20 protein-coding genes and 1 pseudogene are annotated in these 20,319 nt (G+C 63.3%); 14 read left to right on the top strand and 7 right to left on the bottom strand.

Features of this window, described 5'->3' with window-relative positions; genetic code table 11:
* Positions 1-9: 9 nt before the first annotated feature.
* On the bottom strand, positions 10-1,395 hold the full coding sequence (locus AC1DYC_RS29880; RefSeq protein ID WP_477411276.1) for an FAD-binding oxidoreductase: 1,386 nt from the start codon (positions 1,393-1,395) through the stop codon (positions 10-12).
* Between the two features lie 226 nt (positions 1,396-1,621).
* Between AC1DYC_RS29880 and AC1DYC_RS29875 the strand changes: the two genes are divergently transcribed.
* Positions 1,622-2,644, top strand: a complete 1,023-nt coding sequence (locus tag AC1DYC_RS29875) for a LacI family DNA-binding transcriptional regulator (RefSeq protein WP_477411275.1) — start codon at positions 1,622-1,624, stop codon at positions 2,642-2,644.
* Between the two features lie 93 nt (positions 2,645-2,737).
* Here AC1DYC_RS29875 and AC1DYC_RS29870 read toward each other — a convergent pair whose 3' ends face one another.
* Together AC1DYC_RS29870 and AC1DYC_RS29865 are read right to left on the bottom strand one after the other, a co-directional pair.
* Complete coding sequence (locus tag AC1DYC_RS29870) at positions 2,738-3,886, bottom strand: Gfo/Idh/MocA family protein (RefSeq protein ID WP_477411274.1); 1,149 nt, start codon at positions 3,884-3,886, stop codon at positions 2,738-2,740.
* Between the two features lie 266 nt (positions 3,887-4,152).
* Entirely contained in the window at positions 4,153-4,914 is a 762-nt protein-coding gene (locus AC1DYC_RS29865) for a DeoR/GlpR family DNA-binding transcription regulator (protein WP_477411284.1), read from the bottom strand.
* Positions 4,915-5,075: 161 nt separating this feature from the next.
* On the opposite strand from AC1DYC_RS29865, the gene AC1DYC_RS29860 reads away from it, so the two are divergent.
* The 10 genes and pseudogenes from AC1DYC_RS29860 to AC1DYC_RS29815 form a co-directional block, all read left to right on the top strand.
* Entirely contained in the window at positions 5,076-5,876 is an 801-nt protein-coding gene (locus AC1DYC_RS29860; protein ID WP_477411273.1) for an aldolase, read from the top strand.
* A gap of 3 nt (positions 5,877-5,879) precedes the next feature.
* Positions 5,880-6,830, top strand: coding sequence for a PfkB family carbohydrate kinase (locus AC1DYC_RS29855; protein WP_477411272.1), 951 nt, complete (start codon positions 5,880-5,882; stop codon positions 6,828-6,830).
* A gap of 90 nt (positions 6,831-6,920) precedes the next feature.
* Positions 6,921-8,066 (top strand): ABC transporter ATP-binding protein, encoded by a 1,146-nt coding sequence (locus AC1DYC_RS29850; protein ID WP_477411271.1) that lies wholly within the window; start codon positions 6,921-6,923, stop codon positions 8,064-8,066.
* A 123-nt stretch (positions 8,067-8,189) separates the two neighbouring features.
* Positions 8,190-9,434 carry an ABC transporter substrate-binding protein gene (locus tag AC1DYC_RS29845; RefSeq protein WP_477411270.1) on the top strand — a complete coding sequence of 415 codons (1,245 nt, stop codon included), beginning with the start codon at positions 8,190-8,192 and terminating at the stop codon, positions 9,432-9,434.
* A 133-nt stretch (positions 9,435-9,567) separates the two neighbouring features.
* Positions 9,568-10,464, top strand: coding sequence for a carbohydrate ABC transporter permease (locus AC1DYC_RS29840; protein WP_477411269.1), 897 nt, complete (start codon positions 9,568-9,570; stop codon positions 10,462-10,464).
* Between the two features lie 5 nt (positions 10,465-10,469).
* Positions 10,470-11,312 carry a carbohydrate ABC transporter permease gene (locus AC1DYC_RS29835; protein WP_112566025.1) on the top strand — a complete coding sequence of 281 codons (843 nt, stop codon included), beginning with the start codon at positions 10,470-10,472 and terminating at the stop codon, positions 11,310-11,312.
* Between the two features lie 67 nt (positions 11,313-11,379).
* Positions 11,380-12,153 (top strand): sugar phosphate isomerase/epimerase family protein, encoded by a 774-nt coding sequence (locus tag AC1DYC_RS29830; RefSeq protein WP_477411283.1) that lies wholly within the window; start codon positions 11,380-11,382, stop codon positions 12,151-12,153.
* A gap of 45 nt (positions 12,154-12,198) precedes the next feature.
* Complete coding sequence (locus tag AC1DYC_RS29825) at positions 12,199-12,921, top strand: ribulose-phosphate 3-epimerase (RefSeq protein ID WP_477411268.1); 723 nt, start codon at positions 12,199-12,201, stop codon at positions 12,919-12,921.
* On the top strand, positions 12,921-13,943 hold the full coding sequence (locus AC1DYC_RS29820) for an ROK family protein (RefSeq protein ID WP_477411267.1): 1,023 nt from the start codon (positions 12,921-12,923) through the stop codon (positions 13,941-13,943). Before AC1DYC_RS29825 ends, AC1DYC_RS29820 begins: the two co-directional genes overlap by 1 nt.
* A pseudogene (locus tag AC1DYC_RS29815) lies at positions 13,936-14,177 on the top strand (ATP-binding cassette domain-containing protein); the annotation flags it as partial. The gene AC1DYC_RS29820 and the pseudogene AC1DYC_RS29815, both read left to right, overlap by 8 nt.
* Positions 14,178-14,232: 55 nt before the next feature.
* On the opposite strand, the gene AC1DYC_RS29810 reads toward AC1DYC_RS29815, so the two are convergent.
* On the bottom strand, positions 14,233-15,369 hold the full coding sequence (locus AC1DYC_RS29810; RefSeq protein WP_477411266.1) for a DJ-1/PfpI family protein: 1,137 nt from the start codon (positions 15,367-15,369) through the stop codon (positions 14,233-14,235).
* An 88-nt stretch (positions 15,370-15,457) separates the two neighbouring features.
* On the opposite strand from AC1DYC_RS29810, the gene AC1DYC_RS29805 reads away from it, so the two are divergent.
* Complete coding sequence (locus AC1DYC_RS29805; RefSeq protein ID WP_477411265.1) at positions 15,458-16,408, top strand: GlxA family transcriptional regulator; 951 nt, start codon at positions 15,458-15,460, stop codon at positions 16,406-16,408.
* Between the two features lie 57 nt (positions 16,409-16,465).
* Here the strand turns inward: AC1DYC_RS29805 and AC1DYC_RS29800 are convergent, their stop codons facing one another.
* Complete coding sequence (locus tag AC1DYC_RS29800; RefSeq protein ID WP_477302144.1) at positions 16,466-16,741, bottom strand: hypothetical protein; 276 nt, start codon at positions 16,739-16,741, stop codon at positions 16,466-16,468.
* Positions 16,742-16,834: 93 nt separating this feature from the next.
* Entirely contained in the window at positions 16,835-17,746 is a 912-nt protein-coding gene (locus tag AC1DYC_RS29795; RefSeq protein WP_477411264.1) for a LysR family transcriptional regulator, read from the bottom strand.
* A gap of 104 nt (positions 17,747-17,850) precedes the next feature.
* On the opposite strand from AC1DYC_RS29795, the gene AC1DYC_RS29790 reads away from it, so the two are divergent.
* Positions 17,851-18,459: an NAD(P)-dependent oxidoreductase gene (locus tag AC1DYC_RS29790; RefSeq protein WP_477411263.1), complete on the top strand. Its 609-nt coding sequence runs from the start codon at positions 17,851-17,853 to the stop codon at positions 18,457-18,459.
* A gap of 128 nt (positions 18,460-18,587) precedes the next feature.
* Positions 18,588-19,325 carry an SDR family oxidoreductase gene (locus AC1DYC_RS29785; protein ID WP_477411262.1) on the top strand — a complete coding sequence of 246 codons (738 nt, stop codon included), beginning with the start codon at positions 18,588-18,590 and terminating at the stop codon, positions 19,323-19,325.
* Here AC1DYC_RS29785 and AC1DYC_RS29780 read toward each other — a convergent pair.
* Entirely contained in the window at positions 19,276-20,205 is a 930-nt protein-coding gene (locus AC1DYC_RS29780; RefSeq protein WP_477411261.1) for a LysR family transcriptional regulator, read from the bottom strand. The two genes, AC1DYC_RS29785 and AC1DYC_RS29780, sit on opposite strands and share 50 nt — an antisense overlap.
* Between the last annotated feature and the right edge of the window lie 114 nt (positions 20,206-20,319).

Here is a 20,319-nt window from a genome sequence, read left to right as displayed (position 1 = left end):
GCGCAGCATTCAACCGATATCGAAAATCCGCCCGGGGTTGAGGATGCTGTGCGGATCGAACGCCGCCTTGAGGCGGCGCATGGCCGATATCTCGGCGTCGCTGCGCACGAGGCTCAGCCATTTCTTCTTGTCGAGGCCGATGCCGTGTTCGGCCGAGACGGAGCCACCGCATGCGGCCACGCCGCGATAGATGATCTCATAGGCGGCGGCCGGCTCCCTGGTGTCGACCTGATAGTGCAGATTGCCGTCGCCGAGATGGCCGAAGACGTAGATCTCGGCGCTGCCATCCCTGGCGCGGATTGCCGCCTCGGCGTCGTGCAGGAAAGCCGCCATCGTTGTCAGCGGAATGGAGATGTCGACGCCGATCAGGCCTTCGATTGCAAACAGGAAGCGGTTGGCCTCTTCGCGCACGTCCCAAAGCGCACGGAATTCGCGCGGCGACTGCGAGACGACCACATCGTCGACGATGCCGTCCTCGACGGCCTGCATCAACACCGAAGCGAAACGCTCGCCGTCCAGCTCGGCCTGGTTGCCCTGGATCTCGGCCAGGACATAGACGGGCGCGCCGGCAGGCAGCGGCGCCGGCGCAGACATGCCGGCAATCATGGCGCCGTAGAGCGGCGAGAAGTTCACCTCATAGGCCGAAAGCAAGGGACCGAGCCGCTGCTTGAGCAACCCGAGCAGCGCAATGGCCGCGTCCAGCGAACCAAGCGCGCAGAAGGCGGCGACCTCGGTGGCAGGTTTTGGATGCAGCCGCAGGCAGGCGCGCGTGACGACGCCCAGCGTGCCTTCGCTGCCAATGAACAGCTGGTTGAGATCGTAGCCCGAATTGTCCTTGGCCAGGCCGCGCAGCGAGGTCAGGATCGAGCCGTCGGCAAGCACTGCCTCCAGCCCCAGAACCTGGGCGCGGTACATGCCGTAGCGCAGCACGCGGATGCCGCCGGCATTGGTGGCAATGTTGCCGCCGACCGTTGCCGTGCCGCGCGCGCCGATATCGACGCCGAACATCAGGCCGGCCGCATCGGCGGCTTCCTGCACCAGTTGCAATGGCGCGCCGGCTTCGGCGATGATGGTTGCCGCCTGGCGGTCGAGATCCTCAACCGCGGTCATGCGCTCCAGCGACAGAACCGCTTCCCCCGGCTGCACGCGCGCGGCGCCGGCCAGCCCGGTGCGGCCGCCATGGACGACCAGCTGCTGGCCAAGGCCGCTGCACAGGCGCAGGATTTCGGCGACTTCGCCAGCGCTGCGCGGACGCAAGACAAGTTCGGGCCGGCCTCCGCTCTTGCCGGAGAGATCGTCGCCATAGCGCGGATCGACGGCGTCGCCGGTGACAATGGCGGCGGCGTCGAGCTGCTGATGAAGCTGGGAAAGAAGCTGATCAATCTGTTGTGTCATGGTTCCTGGATGTTTCGCTCGCTCGCTGCGGTGGAGACTTTGATGCGGGACAATTTGCTCGTCAATTGATTAAATTTACGCACGGTATAATTTGTCATTACGCGTTGAAACCACTGAAGTTTCCTGTAAATTTCGTCTGAGGTTGCGTGGCGACGCACCGGCTACACGACCATGGGCAGCGCCAAGCGACGACCGAAGGTCTGGCGCCCGCCAGACGAGGGATTGAATGCCTATGACGCACAAGACGATGGAGGATTTCGCCCGCTCCTGCGGCGTCTCCAGGCCGACGTTGTCGAAATATTTCGACGATCCGACCAGCGTCAAACCGGCGACGCGCAAGCGCATCGAGGAGGCCCTGCGCACGTCCGACTACCAGCCCAATCTGTTTGCCCGCAATCTCAACCGCAAGCGTACCCGCAGCATCGGCATTGTCGTGCCGACGGTGGCCGATCCCTTCTATTCCGAGATGGTCAGCCGCATCGAGCTCAGGCTGCGCGACGAAGGCTACTGGCCGATCGTCATTTCCTCGCACGGTTCGCGCGAACTCGAAGTCGAGGCGACGCGCACCATCCTGTCGCTGAAAGTCTCCGGCGCGCTGATCGCGCCGCTCGGCTTTCGCTCGGACCGCCACACGCTGGAGAAGCTGACGCAGACAATGCCGGTCGTCTATTTCGACACCTATCTCGAAGACGGCGCACCCTTCGTCGGCAACAACAACGCCCAGAGCGTCTCGACCATCGTCGACTATCTCTGCCGCTCCGGCGACGCACCGGTCTATTTCGATATCCCGCACGTCAACCACAATTCGCCGGAGCGGCTGAACAGCTACCTCGGCGCAATGCAGCGGCTGGGCCAGGAGCCGGTCGTTATCGGCAACACAAGCGACTACACATGGGATTTCGAGCGCATCGGCTACGAGCAGATGGAACAGATGCTTGGGGCTGGCGGCCTGCCTGGCAAGACCATACTGTGCGCCAATGACCGCTTGGCCTTCGGCGTGATGGCGGCCGCCTTCGCGCAAGGCAAGAAGGTGGGGCGCAAGGCCGATTGCGACCTGCGCGTCGCCGCCCATGACGACCATCCGCTGAGCCGCTACACCTGCCCCGCTTTGACCACCATCGCGCAGGACTTTGCCGCTATGGCGGGGCGCAGTGTCGAGACGCTGCTTGCCCTGCTGAACGAGGACACAGCGAGCGTGGCGCCGAAGGTCAGCCTCGACGCCGCCCTGGTGATGCGTCAGTCGGCCTGAACATTTCCAAAGGCGGGGTCGAAGCCGCGCCATGCGGCGATCGCGGCAGCACTGATGGCGCCAGTGGCGATGTCGTCACGGACGAACCTTCTATCAGGCAAGCAGGCTTGCCGCTTCCTCTTCGCCAAGCAGCGGCGGCTGGTCGACCGTGCCGTTGACGGCGACGGAGCCGCGGCTTTCGCCCGAAGCCAGGATCGCCTCCATGATCTCGAGCACATGCAATGCGAGTTCGCCCGAGGCGCGCGGCTTTCTGCCCGTGCTCAGTGCCCGCGACAGATCGGCGACGCCGAGCATGCGGTAATTGGCGCGGTCGGGCGCGGCATAGGGCCAGTTGCGGGCGCCGTAAAGTTCGCTTTCGCTGGCGAAATCGGCCCAGTCGGCGCCGCGTGCCGACAGCGAAACGATGCCGCCGAACGTGTCTGGGTCGGGCAGCCTGAGCGAGCCCTCGGTGCCGTGCAGCTCGATCGGATGGTTGGAGTGTTTGAACACGTCCCAGGACGCACCGAAGGTGACGGTGGCGCCGGAGCGAAACTCGAGCAGCGACAGGATGTTGGTCGGCGTGCCGACCTTGAAGGTCGTGTTCTTGAAGGGACCCTCGGCGGTGATCAGCCGCTCCTCCTGGCCGCGCGTCGCCATTGCCATGACGCGCTCGACCGGACCGAGCAAATTGACCAGCATGGTCAGGTAATAGGGCCCCATATCGAACACCGGGCCACCGCCGGGTTGGTAGTAGAATTGCGGGTTGGGATGCCAGTGCTCCATCCCGCGCCCCATCATGAAGGCGGTGCCAGTCACGGCGCGGCCGATGGCGCCGTCATCCATCAGCCGGCGCGCGCGCCGGCCTGCAGCGCCGAGGAACGTGTCCGGCGCCGAGCCGATCAGCAGGCCGCGCCTTGCCGCCTCGGCGACAAGACGCCGGCCATCCGCGGCCGAGGTCGCCAGCGGCTTTTCGGTGAAGACATGCTTGCCCGCCGAAAGCGCCGACAACGAAATGTCGAAATGCGCCGCAGGGATGGTCAGGTTCAGCACGAGGTCGATGTCGGGGTCGGCGAGCAGCGCGTCGACGCCGAGCGGACGGATGCCATATTCCCTGGCGCGCAGCTCAGCCATGTCAGCCGAAATGTCGGCGCAGGCGCGCAACTCGACACCGCTGAACAGCGCTGCATTGCGCAGATAGGTCATCGAAATGTTGCCGCATCCGATGACGCCGATGCCAAGCTTTGTCTTTGATTTTCCGTGCATTTCCAGCTTTTCCTCCGAAGCCATTGGCATCTTTGGGGACCATCGCGGCTGCAGCAGTCCACCTTCACAATTCGCTATACAGGATTTTAAATGTTGACGCGCGTAAAATTTTTATAGAGCATGTGATAATTCTGGCGCAGCGTTGGGAGGCCGCCAGCCTGAGGAGGAGAACATGACTGTCATGAAAAACGGCCGACCGCCGATACGAAGCCCGTGGGTCATGCGCGCATTGGATCTTTTCGTCGCGGTCAGAGACCGAGACGGGTTCAGGCACAGATCACCTTGGCCGCGATCTTATCAAGCTGGCTGCGTATTGGACCGGGCAGGTCATCGTCGGTGATCACCACATCGACGGCCGACAGCGAAAATGCCTTGGAGGTCCCGCTGACGCCCCATTTGCTCGAATCGGCAAGGAGGACAACGCGCCGGGCCATGCGAACGAGGTTTCGCTTCGTTCGTGCCATGTCTTCGTTCACGTCGACCACATCCAGTGACGAGTCTATCGCATGCGCTCCCACAAAGACCTGATGCGCTACCAAGCCGCCGAGAGCCGTATCGGCATCTGTGATCAGCGTGCTCACCGTGTCGGGATAGACCCGGCCGCCGATCATATGAACGTCGAGCCCGGGACGATGCATAAGATGCTGCACGATATTCATGGCCGTGGCCGCGACCACGACATTGCTGAGCGGCGGTAACTGCATGGCAAGCTGCATCAATGTCGAGCCGCCGTCGAAGATGACTGATTGGTTGTCCTCGAACAGGTCTACCGCCGCCCGGGCGATGCGCTTCTTTGCATCGAGGTTCGTTTGCATCCGCCGGGCGAACGCGGCCGTGGTCGAATCGGTGGTCCGCGTCACCGCCCCTCCACGGGTCTTGGTCAGCAATCCCTTGCGGTCCAGTATCTCGAGGTCGGAACGCACCGTGACTTCCGACACGCCAAACCCGTCCGACAGGTCCTTCGTGCGCACCTGTCCGCTGCGCTGCACCTCACCCAGGATGGATTGGCGTCTCTGCTCCGACAACATAGCCCTGCCCTTGCTTCCCTGCGCCAAGCACCGCTCTGGCCTCGGCTCACCTTACCAAAAATACGCAAATTCGAAAGCTTTCGAAAGATTGTTTTTCTTTTTTCTTTCGGAAACACTGAGTCCGGGATTTTGAAATCAACCGATCAGGGAATTTTGCACTCATGAGCCTAGGAACCAAGGTGCGTCTTGCGCGCCTCTTCTCGCATCCATCGGGGAACCTTTTTGGCGGTGCGGTCGACCACTTCGTCGGCTATGGCGACGTGCGCAAAGGCGGCCTTGCCGACCTGCCGGGTGCGCTCTCACGTGTCATGGCGGGCAAGCCCGACTACGTCAGCATCCAGCCTGGCACCGCTCGCCATCTGTGGCCGCAATATGCGGGCAAGGCTTCCCTGGTGATTCAGGCGGGCTGCTTCACTGCGGACGATCGCATCAGCGAGTTGATCGCAACGCCCGAGGATGCGGTGCGCGCGGGGGCCGATGCGTTGGCCGTGGCCATTCCGGTGCGCGGCGCGACCGAGGGCAAATACATACGCTGGCTGACCGATTCGGTGAATGCAGCCGCCCGCTACGGCATGCCCGTGGTGGCGCATATCTACCCTCGCGATTTCACCGACGGAGCAAAAATCGTCTTCACCCCCGACGAGATCGCCTATGCGGCGCGCATCGGCTACGAGTCCGGCGTCGACGTGATCAAGATCGGCTACACGGGCGATTTCCAGTCGTTCCGCGAGACCGTCCGGACCTGCCCGGTGCCGGTTGTGATCGCGGGTGGTCCAAAGACCGATACGCTGCTCGGCGCGCTTCAGCAGACGGCGGACGCCATCCGTGCCGGCGCACGCGGTGCCGTGGTAGGCCGTAATCTCTGGGGGCATGGCGATCCAGAGAAGGCAGCGCTTGCCTTTCGCGGCGTCATCCACGGCGGCCTTTCGGCGCAAGACGCCCTGGCGAAGGCGGGTGCCTGAACGATGCCCACCGTCCCCTCAATCCTCGGCTTCGGCGCTATTGCGATCGACGACATCGTCTATGTCGATCAGCCGTTGTCGGCGGGCAAGGGGAAGGTTCTGCAAAGTGCGCGAGCCTTCGGGGGAAATGTCGCGACGGCGCTGGTCGCCGTCGCGCGGCTCGGCGGAAGCGCCGGGTTCATCGGATGGCTGGGCAGTGCCGCGGACGACGCCATGCAGCTCGATCTCGTGGCGAGCGGTATTGAAACCGCATTCGCGCCGCGCCATCCCGACGCGCGCCCGGTGCGCTCGCGGATCACCGTCGGCTCGGACGGGGAGCGGTTCATTGCGTATGACGACGATGCGATGCTGGGCACCGCGCCGGACTTTCCGGACGATATCCTAAGCCGCGCGACCGTCCTGATCGTCGATGGCTATGCGATCCGGTCGTTGGATGTCGTGGCTCGGGCTCGCGATCTCGGCCTTGCGATCCTCGGCGACATCGAATGGAGCAGCGGCGCAGCCACGGAGCGGCTGATCGCGCTCTGCGACCATCTCATTCTTCCACTTGGCTTTGCGCGGACTGCCACAGGGTGCCGATCGCCCGCCGAGATGCTCGATGCATTGTGGTTGCCGTCGCGGTCCGCAGTGGTTCTGACCGATGGTGGGAGGGGCGTGTACTATCGCGGGCGTGAAGAGACAGCTCTCTGGCACCTGCCCCCGCACCAGGTTGCGGTCGTCGACTCGACCGGCGCGGGTGACTGCTTTCATGGCGCCTATGCCCATGCGTTGACGCGCGGAGCCGATACCGCCGGGCGGGTGGCATTCGCTGCAGCGGCGGCGGCCCTTTCGATAACGGGGCGTGGCGGGCGCGAGGCGCTTCCGACCGCCGACCAGGTCACGGAACTCCTGGCGTCGACGAACGCGCCGTCGGCAGTCGAACTGAAATATGCGCAACTCGATACCGGAACATAGCCCGAACCATCCGAGGATATATTTCGCAGGTGAACATAAGCCGAGGACAACCATAAAAATCAGTGGCTTAGACTTGTGGAGGAGAGGAATATGGCAGAAGTCGTTCTTGAGAATATCTGCAAGACATACGGGAACAATTTTCACGCAATCGACCAATTGAACCTGTCGGTCAGGGACGGAGAGTTCTTGATTCTCGTCGGGCCTTCCGGCTGCGGCAAATCCACAGCGTTGCGGATGATCGCGGGATTGGAGGACATCACCAGCGGCAGCCTTCGGATCGGCGGTACCGACGTCGTCGACATGCCGCCCAAGGACCGCGACATCGCGATGGTCTTCCAGAGCTACGCGCTCTACCCGCATATGACGGTGTTCGAAAACATCGCCTTTTCGATGCGGCTGGCAGGCAAGCCAAAGGCAGAACGCAAGAAGCGCGTGGACGAGATCGCCAAAACCCTTCAGCTGACTTCTTTGCTGGATAGCAAACCCGCGAACCTTTCAGGCGGACAGCGTCAACGGGTTGCCATGGGCCGCGCCATGGTGCGTGAGCCGGCCGCCTTTCTCATGGACGAACCCCTTTCCAATCTGGATGCGAAACTGCGTGTGCAAATGCGCGCCGAAATCACCAGCCTGCAAAAGCAGCTCGGCGTAACGACCATTTACGTGACCCACGACCAAATCGAAGCGATGACGATGGGGGACAGGGTCGCGGTGTTGAAAGGCGGCGTGCTGCAGCAGGTCGACACACCCAAGAGGCTCTATGAATCGCCGGTGAACGCCTTCGTTGCCGGCTTCATCGGCTCTCCTTCGATGAACCTTTTCGAGGCGACCCTGACGGGCGACGAACTGATGTCAGGCACCTTCGCCGTCCGGCTGCAGGATGCAGCCTTCGTGCGCAGGCCGGGCTTGCGGTCGTATGAGGGGGGCAAGGTCGTGTTCGGGATCCGGCCGGAGGATCTTTATGACAGCAGCCTCGAATCCGGTCGCAAGTATCAGACGATACCCGCAAAGGTGACGTCGATCGAAGAACTCGGCTCTGAACAGATCGTCCACCTGAACATCGACGCGGTCCGGGTGGACTCCGGCGATCCGGACGCGGTGGACGATTTCGGCCTGGCATCGAACGCGGTGGCGAGATTCGAGCCGATCAGCGCCGTCCGCTCCGGCTCGGAAATCCGGTTGGCGGTGGATGATACCAAGTTCCATTTCTTCGATCCCGAAACGCATCTGGCGATCTGAAGATCTGCGGAAGACCGCGGGCGGGAGCGAGGTGCCTGCGGAAGAGACTTGAAAAAAGGCTTCTGAACAAAACAGGCGATCGTCCGCATTGTGCGGTCGATCTTGAAGAAGGAGGAGAAAGTGATGTTTCGGATACAACCCGCGATGCTGAAAATGGCCGCGGCCGCATGGTTGCTTGGCGCAACCAGCGCCATGGCGGACACGACGCTGGAATTTACCCAATGGTGGGAGCCTGAATTGCCGGCCGGATCGCTCAGGGCAATCATGAATGACTTCGAGGCTGCAAACCCCGGAATCAAAGTGACGCTGGTCAGCGGCCCCTATGCGACCACGCGAGACCAGATCTCGGTTGGTGCCGCAACTGGAACGCTTAGCGACGTCGTCGGTCTCGACGGCGCATGGGTGAACAATCTGAACGCGCAGGGTGCGCTGGCCGACATGAACCCGATGATGGATGCGAGCAAGTTCGACAAAGCCCAAGTCGCGGATATCATCAAGGTGGACGGCAAGGCGGTGATGTTTCCCGTCGCTTCCTTCGTCTATCCTGTCTTCGTCAATTTGGACCTCGCCGCCCAGGCAGGCGTGACAAAGCTGCCGTCGACCCGTGCGGAGTTTCTCGAAGCCGCCAAGAAGATGACCCATGCCGACAAGAACCAGTATGGCTGGGTGCTGCCGCTGTCGCTGCAAACGCCGTCCGGCGTCCAGAACGATATGATGTCGTGGGTCTGGGCATCGGGTCAGTCGATGATGGCGGACGGCAAGCCCGCTCTCGAGGGCAAGCCCGTGGTGGACATGCTCACCTTCGTCAAATCGCTCAATGACGCGGGCACCATCTCGCCCGGCATCGCCACCAAGACCGAACAGGAAAAGGTCGAGGAATTCGTCAACGACCGGGTCGGGATGATGATCGACTCGCTCGCGCATGTGAACCTCATCCGCAAGCGCAATCCCAAGCTGAACTTCGACCTCATCCCGGTCCCGGTCGTGGAGGGCTATACGGGCAAGCGCGGCCTTCCCTATGCCTCCTGGGGCATCGGTATCTCTGCCGCCTCGAAACATCAGGAAGAGGCCTGGAAGCTCGTCCAATACCTGATGACTGAAAAGGTGAACGCCAAGCTCGTGTCGCTAGCAAACGCCTTCCCGGGCAACGTCAACGCCAAGCCCGATTTCGTGACCTCGGACAAGGCTTTCGCCAAGGCTTTTGAAATCTTCAAGACCGGTTATCTCGCCAATGAGTTCACGGGCCTGCCGGTGGCTGAAGACCTGATGACCCAGTTCGACGTGCAAGCCCAGAAGATGCTCGCCGGCGAGCAGTCTCCGGAACAGGCTGCCGCCGCCACCCAGAAGGGCTGGATGGCGAAATTCTGATCGGCCTGTTCCCGTTTCTTCGACCGGGTGGCCTGACTTCGGGCAGGCCACCCGGCACCAACGGATGGGCAATTTGAGATGGACCTGTTTTTGAAGCTTACCTTCTCTTGAAGGCGTATCCCAAGGTTGGCACATGACCCGGCAAAAGCGCTCCCACCACAAGCTGAAACGAGCGGTCGCACCCTACCTCTATCTGTCGCCCTCGCTGCTCATAATCGGGCTTCTGATGCTGCTGCCGATGGTGACGGTGATTGGCTATTCGTTCCAGAACAGCGCGGTGCTGCGTCGTGACCCATCCTTTTCCGGACTGAAACACTACCAGGCGATCTTCAACGATCCGGTGTTCTGGGCATCGCTGTGGCACACGCTCTACTTCACATGCATGAGTGTCATTTTCCACATGACCATCGGCATGATCTTCGCGCTCATGCTGAACAGCGACCGCATCAATCCGATGCTGCGCAATATTCTGCGCGTGCTCTACATACTGCCCTGGCTGTTCACCGCGGTGATCATCGCGGTGATCTGGCGCCTGCTGCTCGAGCCGAACGGCGTCGTGAACAGCATTCTCCTGCAGATGGGCATCATCGGTTCCAAGGTCGAATGGTTTTCCTCGCCCGAGACCGCGCTGCACGCCGTCACCTTCGCCAATATCTGGGCGGGCTACCCGCTTTTCATGGTCAGCCTGCTCGCAGGCTTGCAGGGCATTCCCAAGGATTTCTACGAGGCCGCCGATATCGACGGGGCGAAGGCCTACCAGAAGCTGATCTTCATCACCATCCCGCAGCTGATGCCGATCATCATCAGCATCTCGCTGCTCGACTTCATCTGGACCATGCAGGTCTTTCCATTGATCTGGATAACGACGGGCGGCGGTCCGATCTACTCGACCGAGGTCCTCAGCACCTACACGTATAAGTTGGCGTTTTCGAGCTACAACCTGTCGCAGGCGTCGGCGAGCGCCGTGGTCATCCTGCTGATCTCTCTCGGCCTGACGCTGTTCTACATCCGCTATCAAAAGGCTCGGTAGTCACCATGAGGAAAAGGCACACGCCGAAAGACAGGCTGATCACCGTCGCGCTCCATGTCGCGCTTGCGGCAGGGCTGTTTTTCGCGGCCTTCCCGATCTACTGGATGCTGAGCAGCTCGTTCAAGTCGAATACCGAAATCTTTGCCCTGCCACCAACCGTCCTGCCGAAAGCCTTCACGCTGGAAGCGTATGCGGCCATCCTTGGCGACCCGGTAAAGCTGCGCTTCTTCTTCAACAGCTACTTCGTGGCCGGAGCGGTGACCGTGCTGACGGTGCTGATCGCCTTGCTGGCGGCCTATGGGTTCAGCCGTTTCAATTTCCGCGGCAAGGGCAGCCTCAACACACTCATCATCAGCACGCAGACGATCCCGCCGATCACGCTTTTGATCCCCTTCTTCGGGCTTGTCGTCTCGTATGGCATCTTCGACACCTATGTCGCGCTGATCCTGACGTACCTGGTGTTTACGCTGCCCTACGCGATCCTGCTGATGACGGGATATCTGAACACCTTGCCCCGCGATCTCGATGAAGCGGTGGCTGTCGACGGCGGCACCAGCTGGACCGCACTCTGGCGGGTGATCGTCCCGATTTCACTGCCTGGTATCGTGGCGACGTCGGTCTACACCTTCCTGTTGTGCTGGAACGAATTTCTCTTTGCGCTGACGCTGACGAAGTCAACGTCCATGCGCACCGTCCCGATCGGCATCCAGCTGTTGATGGGGCAACACGCCTTCGAATGGAACCAGATGATGGCGATGAGCGTGCTCGGCTCGCTCCCGCTCCTGGTCATCTACCTCGTTGCCCAGAGGTTCTTCCTCGCCGGCATGACCGCAGGCTCGGTCAAGTAGGATATCAAGGAATGAAAGGACGATCGTGAAAGACCTGAAAGTAGGCTGCCAGACCTTCACCTGGGAAATGCTCGGAGACCGTTTTTCCGGCGGCCCCGACGATCTGCTGAAGGCGATCGCCGATGGCGGCTATGCCGGCATCGAGATCACCGACACGATGATCGGCCACTATGGCAACCGTCCGGCGGAATTCGCCGCGGCGTTGAAGGCGACCGGCCTGACGCTGGTGTCCTTCGCCTTCGGCTCGAACAGCGGCTTCACGCTGCAGGATCAGATCGGCGCCGACCTCGAAACGGCGCAGCGCTGGATCGATTTCGCCGCCGCCTTCCCTGGCGCGCTGGTGTCGATGGGCTCGGCCACCGTCGTTTCCGACGGACCGCGCGATGGCAAGTTTTCCATTGCTGCCGAGGTCTACAACAGAGCCGGCGAATTCGGGCGCAAGGCGGGCGTCCAGGTCGCGGTGCATCCAAGTTCGCATCACAACACGCTGCTGTTCGACCGCGCCGACTATGACCGAATCTTCGGACTGATCGACGCCGCGCTGGTTGGCTGGGTGCCGGACACCGGTCACATCTTGCGCGGCGGTCAGGACATGGCCGATACGCTCACCACTTATCGCGATCGCATCCGCTACGTCCACCTGAAGGATGTCGACGCAAACGGTACCTGGGCGATGCTCGGCAGAGGTGTCTGCGACACGGCGAAAGTGATCGAGATCGCCAGTGCTGCCCCCAACTTCAACGGCTGGCTGGTGCTGGAGGAAGAGTCCGAAACTGCGGCCGCCGATCCGGCCAAGGCGATCAAGACCAACCGCCAGACCATGCGTGGCTACGGAGCCTGAAACGATGATTTTTTCGAACTGCAACTTCCGGAGCCTCATTCGATCATGACGAGCAAGTCCCTTTCCGGCCCCGCCGCAATCGCCGCCTTGCCGCGCCACCGTCTGATCGGCGAGTTCTCGCTGTGGTCGGCCGATCTCGCCAATATGGAGCGCGACCTCAAGCGCATCGAAGCCCATGCCGACATTCACCATATCGACGTCGCCGACGCCCGCTTCACCCCGGGCTTCCTGTTCTTCCCGGATCTGGTGGCGCGCATCGCCAGGCTGACGGCGAAGCCGATCCATGTGCATCTGATGGTCGAGGCCGAGATCGTCGAGGACCAGACGCGCCAGTTCATCGAAGCCGGCGCCGATTTGATCAGCGTGCATGCCGAAAACGGCGAGGCCGGTCTGCGTGCCGTACGGCTGGCGCGTGAACTCGGCGCCGAAGCCGGCGTCGTGCTGCGGCTGGAAACGCCGGTCGCGGCAGTCACGCCGTTCCTTTCCGAAGTGGCGTTCGTGACGCTGCTCGGCACCTCCATCGGCGTCAAGGGCCAGAGCCTCTCGGAGAAGGCCTGTCCTCGGCTGATCGAGGCGCGCGCGCTGATGCGCAAAGCCGGCCGTGAAGCTGATATAGTGCTCGCCGCCGATGGCGGCATACGCCACGAGACGGTGCCGCTGCTGCGCGCCGCAGGTGCGGAAACCGTGGTGCTGGGCTCGCTCGCCTTCGGCGATCCCGACCTTGCCCAGCGCATGGCCTGGCTGCACGAATTGAAGGTCGCCGCCTGATGAGCAAGCTTGCGCTGGCCTTCGATCTCGGCGGCACGGCGCTGCGTGGCGCGCTGGTCGAAAGCGACGGCCGTATCGTCGCTCATGCCTCGGCGCCGACGCTTGCCGGTGCGGGATCGGAGGCGGTGATCGGCCAGATCATTGCGCTCGCCGGCGATCTCATAGCGCAAAGTCCGCAAGCCGAAATTGCCGGCATCGGCGTCGGTGCGCCGGGGCCGCTCGACCCCAAGGCAGGGATCGTGATTGCGCCGCCAACGCTGGCCGGCTGGCACGACGTGCCGCTGATCGACATTCTGGGGCAGCATTTCGGCCTGCCGGTGCGGCTTGAGAACGACGCCAATGCGGCAGCGCTCGGCGAATGGCGCTTCGGCGCCGGACGCGGCAGCGGCTCGCTGGTGTTCGTCACCGTGTCGACCGGCATTGGCGGCGGCGTCGTCGCCGACGGCCACATCTACCATGGCCGGCGCGGGCTGGCCGCCGAGATCGGCCACATGACCATCACCGGCGAAGGCGACCGCTGCTTTTGCGGCGCCATCGGCTGCTTCGAGGCTGTTGCTTCGGGAACGGCGCTCGGACGTCGCGCCACGCGGCTGACCGCGCCGGGCGACGGTTCATTGCTGCGGCGGCTGTCGAATGATGGCGACGTCTCGGCCAGGCATGTTGTCGAGGCAGCCCAGGCCGGCGACGCCAACGCCCTCGAGCTGATCGAGGCGGAAGCGAGGTGGCTGGGCATCGGCTTCACCAATCTCTTGCATCTCTATTCACCCGACCTGATCGTGATGGGCGGCGGCCTGTCCAACGGCTTCGACCTGCTGGCGCCGTCGATCGCGGCGGTCGTCCAGCGGCGGGCGATGCCGGCCTATCGCGACGTGCCGATCGTGCGCGCCGAGCTTGGCGACCGCGCCGGGCTGATCGGCGCCGCCAGCCTGATCCTGTGGGAAGGCGAACCGGGTTTGCCACTTGCGATGGCACAGGACGACAGCGGCGTGACCGGCGATGCCAGGGAGGCAAGCCATGGCTGAGCTCAAACTGCGCGGCGCGCGCAAATCCTATGGCAATGTCGAGATCATCAATGGGATCGACCTTGACGTCGAGGACCGCGAATTCGTCGTCTTCGTCGGCCCGTCCGGCTGCGGCAAGTCCACGCTGCTGCGTATGACCGCCGGCTCGAGAAGATCAGCGCCGGCGACCTGCTGATCGACGGCGTGCGCGCCAACGACATCGATCCGTCCGAGCGCGGGCTCGCCATGGTGTTCTAGTCCTACGCGCGCTGGCGCCGCTGCCTTGAGCCTAGATCCCACAGGCTTGCCTTCACTGCGTTCGTGGATATTCGAGCTGCATGGCCACGAAGTCGGCCGTGCGGGCGCCATAGCGGGCCGAGATGTATCGAAGCGTCTGGTCCAGCGACTGAACCGGCCGCGCGTCGACAACATTCGGCGCCAGACGCTCCGTCGGCCAGGTAGCCGCAATCTGGTCAGGTACGATGCGGATGCCGTCACGGCTGACGATCGCGCCGTCGGCAAATGTCACGGCGCCGGAGCGATAGGTTCGTGACCAGGCATCCGCCACCATTGCCAGCGACACCTCGTCCATACCTGATGTCAGCTTGATACCGAGCTGTTCGTGGTTGAAAAATGCCAGCGTGTTACCAATCGCGGTCAACGCGAAAGGCCGGGTGAACTTGAAGGCGCCGCTGTCGTGGCGGGCATCCCAATGCGCCAGGCCAAGATCGCGAGCAACGGCTTCGGCCTTGGCGCGCCCGCCGATTGCCTCGATCAGCGTCAGCATCATCGGCATCGACGCGGTGATCCCGGTTGTCGTCGCGACGCCTTGATCGACGACGAAGCGCCGGTCGGCGACATAACGGATCGTCGGGTGTTTTTCGCGCAATTCGCTCAGCGAATACCAATGCGTCGTCGCCCGCTTGCCATCGAGCAATCCGCTGGCGCCGACGACCTTGGCGCCCGCGCATACACCGATGACGATGGCGCCGTTGGCTGCCTGGCCCCTGATCCATTTCAGCACGTCGGGGTCGTCATCGCGCATCATGGCGGGAACGATGACGTAGTCGGCGCCTTCGGGATGCTCGGCGTCGAACGCCGCTGTCGTCGCGTCGGGCTCGACCTGCAGAGCCGGATGCAGTTTCATCGGCCCCGGCTGCGTTGCCAGCGCGACGACTTCGGCGACGTCGGCGCGCCGCAATATGCCGAAGGGCATCAGATAGTCGGTGGTCTCGGTGCCGTCATTGATGCCGATGATGGCGATGAGCGGGCGCTGGCGCTTGGGCGGCTTCAGCGCGGCGAGCGTGTCTTCGATCTCCTTGGCATCGATGGCTGGCTGAACGGCGGCAAGCGATGCTGACGGCAGGGACAGCAGCCACACGGCGCCAGCCGCCGCGACAATCAGCACGATGGCCAGAGCAGTCCACAGCATGATGCGCAGCCTCATCGCTCAGTCCTTCCGATCTAGACGCTTGACCATCAGCCTAGCTCCATTAGGCTTTGTCTGAAATGACATAGATCGGGCAAAAACTGCCATGCGTAGGACCATAGGCATCATCATCCATCCAGGATTCCAGCTGCTGGACGCAGCCGGTCCGGCGGCGGCGTTCGAACTGGCGGAGCATTTCTGCCCGGGCAACTACGCGCTCGAAATGCTGGCGCCTGGCGGCGGTCAGATCGAAAGTTCGTCCGGTATGCGCCTTGCAGCCCAACCTCTATCTGCTGCGGTATCACTCGATACCGCTGTGATTTCCGGCGGCGAGATCATACGCTCCAGGGCTGCTGCCGAGGAGATCGTCGCCTGGCTGCAGCGAACAAGCGTGCGGCGGACGGCAAGCGTGTGTACAGGCGCCTATCTGCTGGCTGAAGCCGGGCTTCTCGACGGCCGGCGCGCCACCACCCATTGGTGGAGCACCAACGATTTCGCCCGCCGCTATCCGAAGGTGAAGCTCGATGGCGAGCGCATCTTCATTCGGGATGACGGCGTCTGGACTTCGGCCGGAATTTCAGCCGGCATCGATCTGGCGCTGGCGCTGATCGAGGATGATCTCGGTCCGGCGATCGCGCGGCGCACCGCCCAGCAGCTTGTCGTCCATCAACGCCGGCCGGGCGGCCAGTCGCAGTTCTCGGCGCTGGTCGATCTCGGCGGGCGGTCGGGACGCTTTGTCGAGTTGATCGAATGGATGCGAACAAAGCTCGCCGAGCCTCTGACCGTGGAGCGCCTTGCCGACCGTGCCGCCATGAGCCCGAGACATTTTGCCCGCGCCTTCACTGCGGAGACCGGCACCACGCCGGCCAAGGCTGTCGAGCGGCTGCGCCTGGAAACCGCGCGAATGGCGGTGGAGACCGGCCACACGCCTCTCGATCGCATCGCCGAGGAAAGCGGTTTCGGTGATGCCGGGCGGATGCGCCGCGCGTTCCTGAGGAGCTTCGGTCAACCGCCACAGGCGCTCCGGCGTGCAGCGGCCAGAACCCTGACGCGATAGCGCTCAAACGAGGGTTTCGGCCGGCTGCTGCTCCCGCTCCGCTACTTCCCGCCCCTTCTATTTCCCGCAATGGTGATCGTTGATCTTGTTCAGCGCATTCGCGTCCGGTCCGACCCGGTTGTAGGAGCAGGCGCCGGCGGCCGTGGTGGTCAGCATGGTGTCATAGTAACGCGGCCCGCCGAAGAGGTCGTAGAGAAGGTCGCGATGGGCCGGAACGTAGCGTTCGGGTTCCGGCTGCCGATGGCGGTGCTTTTCCTTGGCGATGGCAGCGCTGGACAGGCTGCAGCCGACGGCGAGAACGAGCGCGCAGGTCGCAAAGATCTTGGTGGTCATCGGCAACACCCTTCTGACTTTCGGAATCGCAGCATATCCAAAAGCGCCGGCCGAACAAAGGTTCCCTTTCGGCGTTGCCGGCTGGTGCCGAAATCAGCCCGCACTGCGCGCCCGCCGCCTTTCGGCCGCAACCAGCAGGTCGACGAAGGCACGCACCTTGGCCGGCCTGAAGCGCGCCGGCGGGAAGACAGCATGCATGCCACCGGACGGCAAGCTCCAGTCCGCGAACAGCCGCACCAGCCGCCCCCGCGCGATGTCGTCGGTGACGCTGTAATCCGGGAAGATACCGAGCCCGATGCCGGCCAGCACGCAGGACAGCACGCCCGGCGTCTTGTCGCAGGTAACGACGGGATTAAGTTCAGTCAGCACCGTCTCGCCGCCCCTCGAAAACACCCACTGGCCGATGCCGCGCAATTGGGCATTGGCGACCCATGGCAGCGATTTCGCTTGCCTGGGGCTGACGTCACGCGGCAGCCGCCCGGCGAGCTCCGGGCTGGCGACGACGAATTGTTCATGGCTTCCCAGCCGGCGCGCCAGATTGCTGGAATCGGCCAGCCAACCGACGCGGATGCCAAGGTCGATCTGCTCGTCGACCAGATTGCTGACGGCATCGTCGAAGATCGTTTCGACCCGCATTTTTGGATATTTTTTGAGATAGGCGGCGATGGTTGGCGCCACCACCTTCTCGCCATAGTCGAGCGGCGCCGTCAGCCGCAGCATCCCTGTCGGCTGCGCAGCCCGTTGCGAGATGTCGCCATAGGCCGCCTCGGCTTCGCGCAGGATGATTGCGGTCCGGTCATAGAACAGGCGCCCTTCCTCGGTCAGGGTCACGCGCCGCGTCGTACGCCGCAGCAGCGTTGCGCCAAGTTCCTGCTCCAGCCTGCCGACCTGATGGCTGACCACCGCTTTGGCGACGTCGAGCCGGTCCGCAGCGGCGGTGAAGGATCCGGTCTCCACGACGGTGGCGAAGTAGACGAGCCGGTTGAGGTTTAGAAGTTCGGTCATGTCGATTGTCTGATTTGGTAAGACAGTTTGTATGATTGATCGCTGTTTTTCGCAAGCGGTCGGGCTGCCATCTATTGCCCGACCCAAGACGAAAGGAACCTCCCATGAAAATCGCACTCATCGGCGCGTCCGGCCAGGTCGGCTCGCGTCTCCTGAAAGAGCTTTCCGACCGTGGCCACACGATCACCGCCATCGCCCGCAATCCGGACAAGATCGCCGCGCTGCCGGGCGTGACCGCGAAGAAGGGCGACGTCTTCGACCGGGACGGCCTCGCCGCGCTGATCAAGGGGCATGACGCGGTGATCAGCTCCGTGCATTTCCTCGACAGCGATCCCGACACGCTGATCGCCGCCGTGCGGGATTCCGGCGTCAAGCGCTACCTCGTCGTCGGCGGCGCCGGCAGCCTGGATGTCGCGCCCGGCAAGCGCCTGGTCGATACACCGACCTTCCCGGCGATCTACAAGGCCGAGGCGCAGAAGGGCGCCGACTTCCTCGACACGCTGCGGACGGTCGACGATCTCGACTGGACCTTGCTGTCGCCGTCGGCGCTGTTCGTTGCCGGCGAGCGGACCGGCAAATACCGGCTGGGCAAGGACACGCTGCTGACGTCCGACAAGGGCAGCAGCATTTCCTTCGAGGACTATGCCATCGTCATGACCGACGAAATCGAAAAGCCGGCGCATATCCGCCAGCGCTTCACCGTCGGCTACTGACCGATTTCACCTGCCGACATTGACGACAAGTGCCATCGGAGCTTCCGATGGCACTATCGTTTTCTTCCGTTTCCACTCCTGCCACCGGTCTGCGAAGTCTCGGCCAACGCAGCTCAGGAACGGAAACCATGGCAGACACGGACATCGCAAAATCAAGAATCGTCATCGTTGGCGGCAGCTCCGGAATGGGGTTGGCGCTGGCTGTGCGGTGCCTCAATGCCGGTGCGGAGGTGATCATCGTTGGGCGCAGCGAAGACAAGCTGAAGCGGGCGAGCGAGGCGTTGCGGAACCCGGTCGGTTTGAATGCCATCGCGGCCGATATCGCTGATGAAGATCAGGTCGCCGACCTGTTTGGGCAGATCGGCCGCGTCGATCACATCGTCAGCACCGCGGCCGACATCGAAGGCGCCTATGAATTGCTGCCCGCGATCGAGCTGAAGGCCGCGCAGCGGGTTGTCGAAAGCAAATTCTATGGACCGCTGCTGCTGGCCAAGCACGGTGCGCCGCAGCTTTCGGCCAACGGCTCAATCACCTTCACCTCCGGCATTGCCGCCTACCGGCCGGTGGCGCGCGGCTCGGTTGTCGCCGCGGTCAACGCGGCGCTGGAAGGGCTGGTCCGGGCACTCGCGGTCGAACTGGCGCCGATCCGCGTCAACGCCGTCTCACCGGGCTGGGTCGACACGCCGATCTGGAGTTTTGTGGCCGGCGACAGGAAGGACGAGACGCTCGATGCCATGGCCAAGCGGCTGCCGGTCGGGCGCATCGGTCAACCTGACGATATCGCCGACGCCATCGCCTTCCTGATGGGCAACGGCTTTACGACAGGGACGATACTGCATGTCGAGGGTGGGCACCGGCTGATCTGACCGGCGCGAACGTCTCACTCGCTGCCGCCAGCAGCAGTTTCAGCGCCGGCGGCTGCACCCGCCGGCGGCGCCAGATCATCACCAGTGACGCCGTGCGGGCCGAACCCGGCCAGGGCAGTTCGACGATCTCGCCGCGATCGAGCGCCTCGGCGACCGCCAGCCGCGGCACCAGACCCATGCCGACACCCTTCGCCACAAGGCCCGCAATGGCGCCAATGCTGCCGACTTCGGCGGCAAGTTTTGGCGCGGCAACACCTGTCTCGGCGAAGGCCGTGTCGAACAGATGCCGGTAGACGCATCCGGCTTCCGTCGCCACGAAACGCATCGCGGCCAGATCGCCCTGCCTCGCCGCAGCGGCGTTTTCGGCGGACGCGACAAGGACCAGCGGCTCGGCCGATATCGTGCGCCTGGCCAGGCGTTCGTCGAGACCGCCCTTGTCGAAGCAGAAGGCGACGTCGATCTCGCCGTCTTCCAGCTGGCGCAGCAGAGCGTCGCTGCCGGCGATCTTCAGCCGCAGACCGATCTCCGGATGATCGCTCTGAAAGGCGGCCAGCCATTGCGGAAGTTTGACAGCGGCAATCGTCTCCAGCGCGCCGATCGTCACCGTCCCGACAGCCGCTCCCGTAGTTGCCTCGACGGCAATTCGCGCCTCGTCAGCCAGTTGCAGGATCTCTTCCGCATAGGGTTTCAGCGCCGCGCCAGCCGCGGTCAGGTCGAGGCCGTGGCGCGAGCGGGTGAACAGGGCGACGCCGAGTTCGCTTTCCAGCGACTGAATCTGGTCGCTGACGCTCGATTGCGCCAGATGAACCTCCCGCGATGCGCGGGTGATGTTGCGGTGCCGCGCCACGGCGAGGAATGTCTTGAGCAATCTTGGATGCATTCCCGTTTCCGGACTCGTTTGTCTCGGACATTTCGGGTCTTGCTGGCCCTTTTGCAACCACTGCCGCCAGCGTCGCCGGATTGCGGCTGAGCGAAGGGCCAGAATTCCGCGGCC

The organism is Mesorhizobium sp. P2_E7 (assembly GCF_056403855.1).
This window is presented reverse-complemented; position numbering and strand designations above follow the sequence as displayed.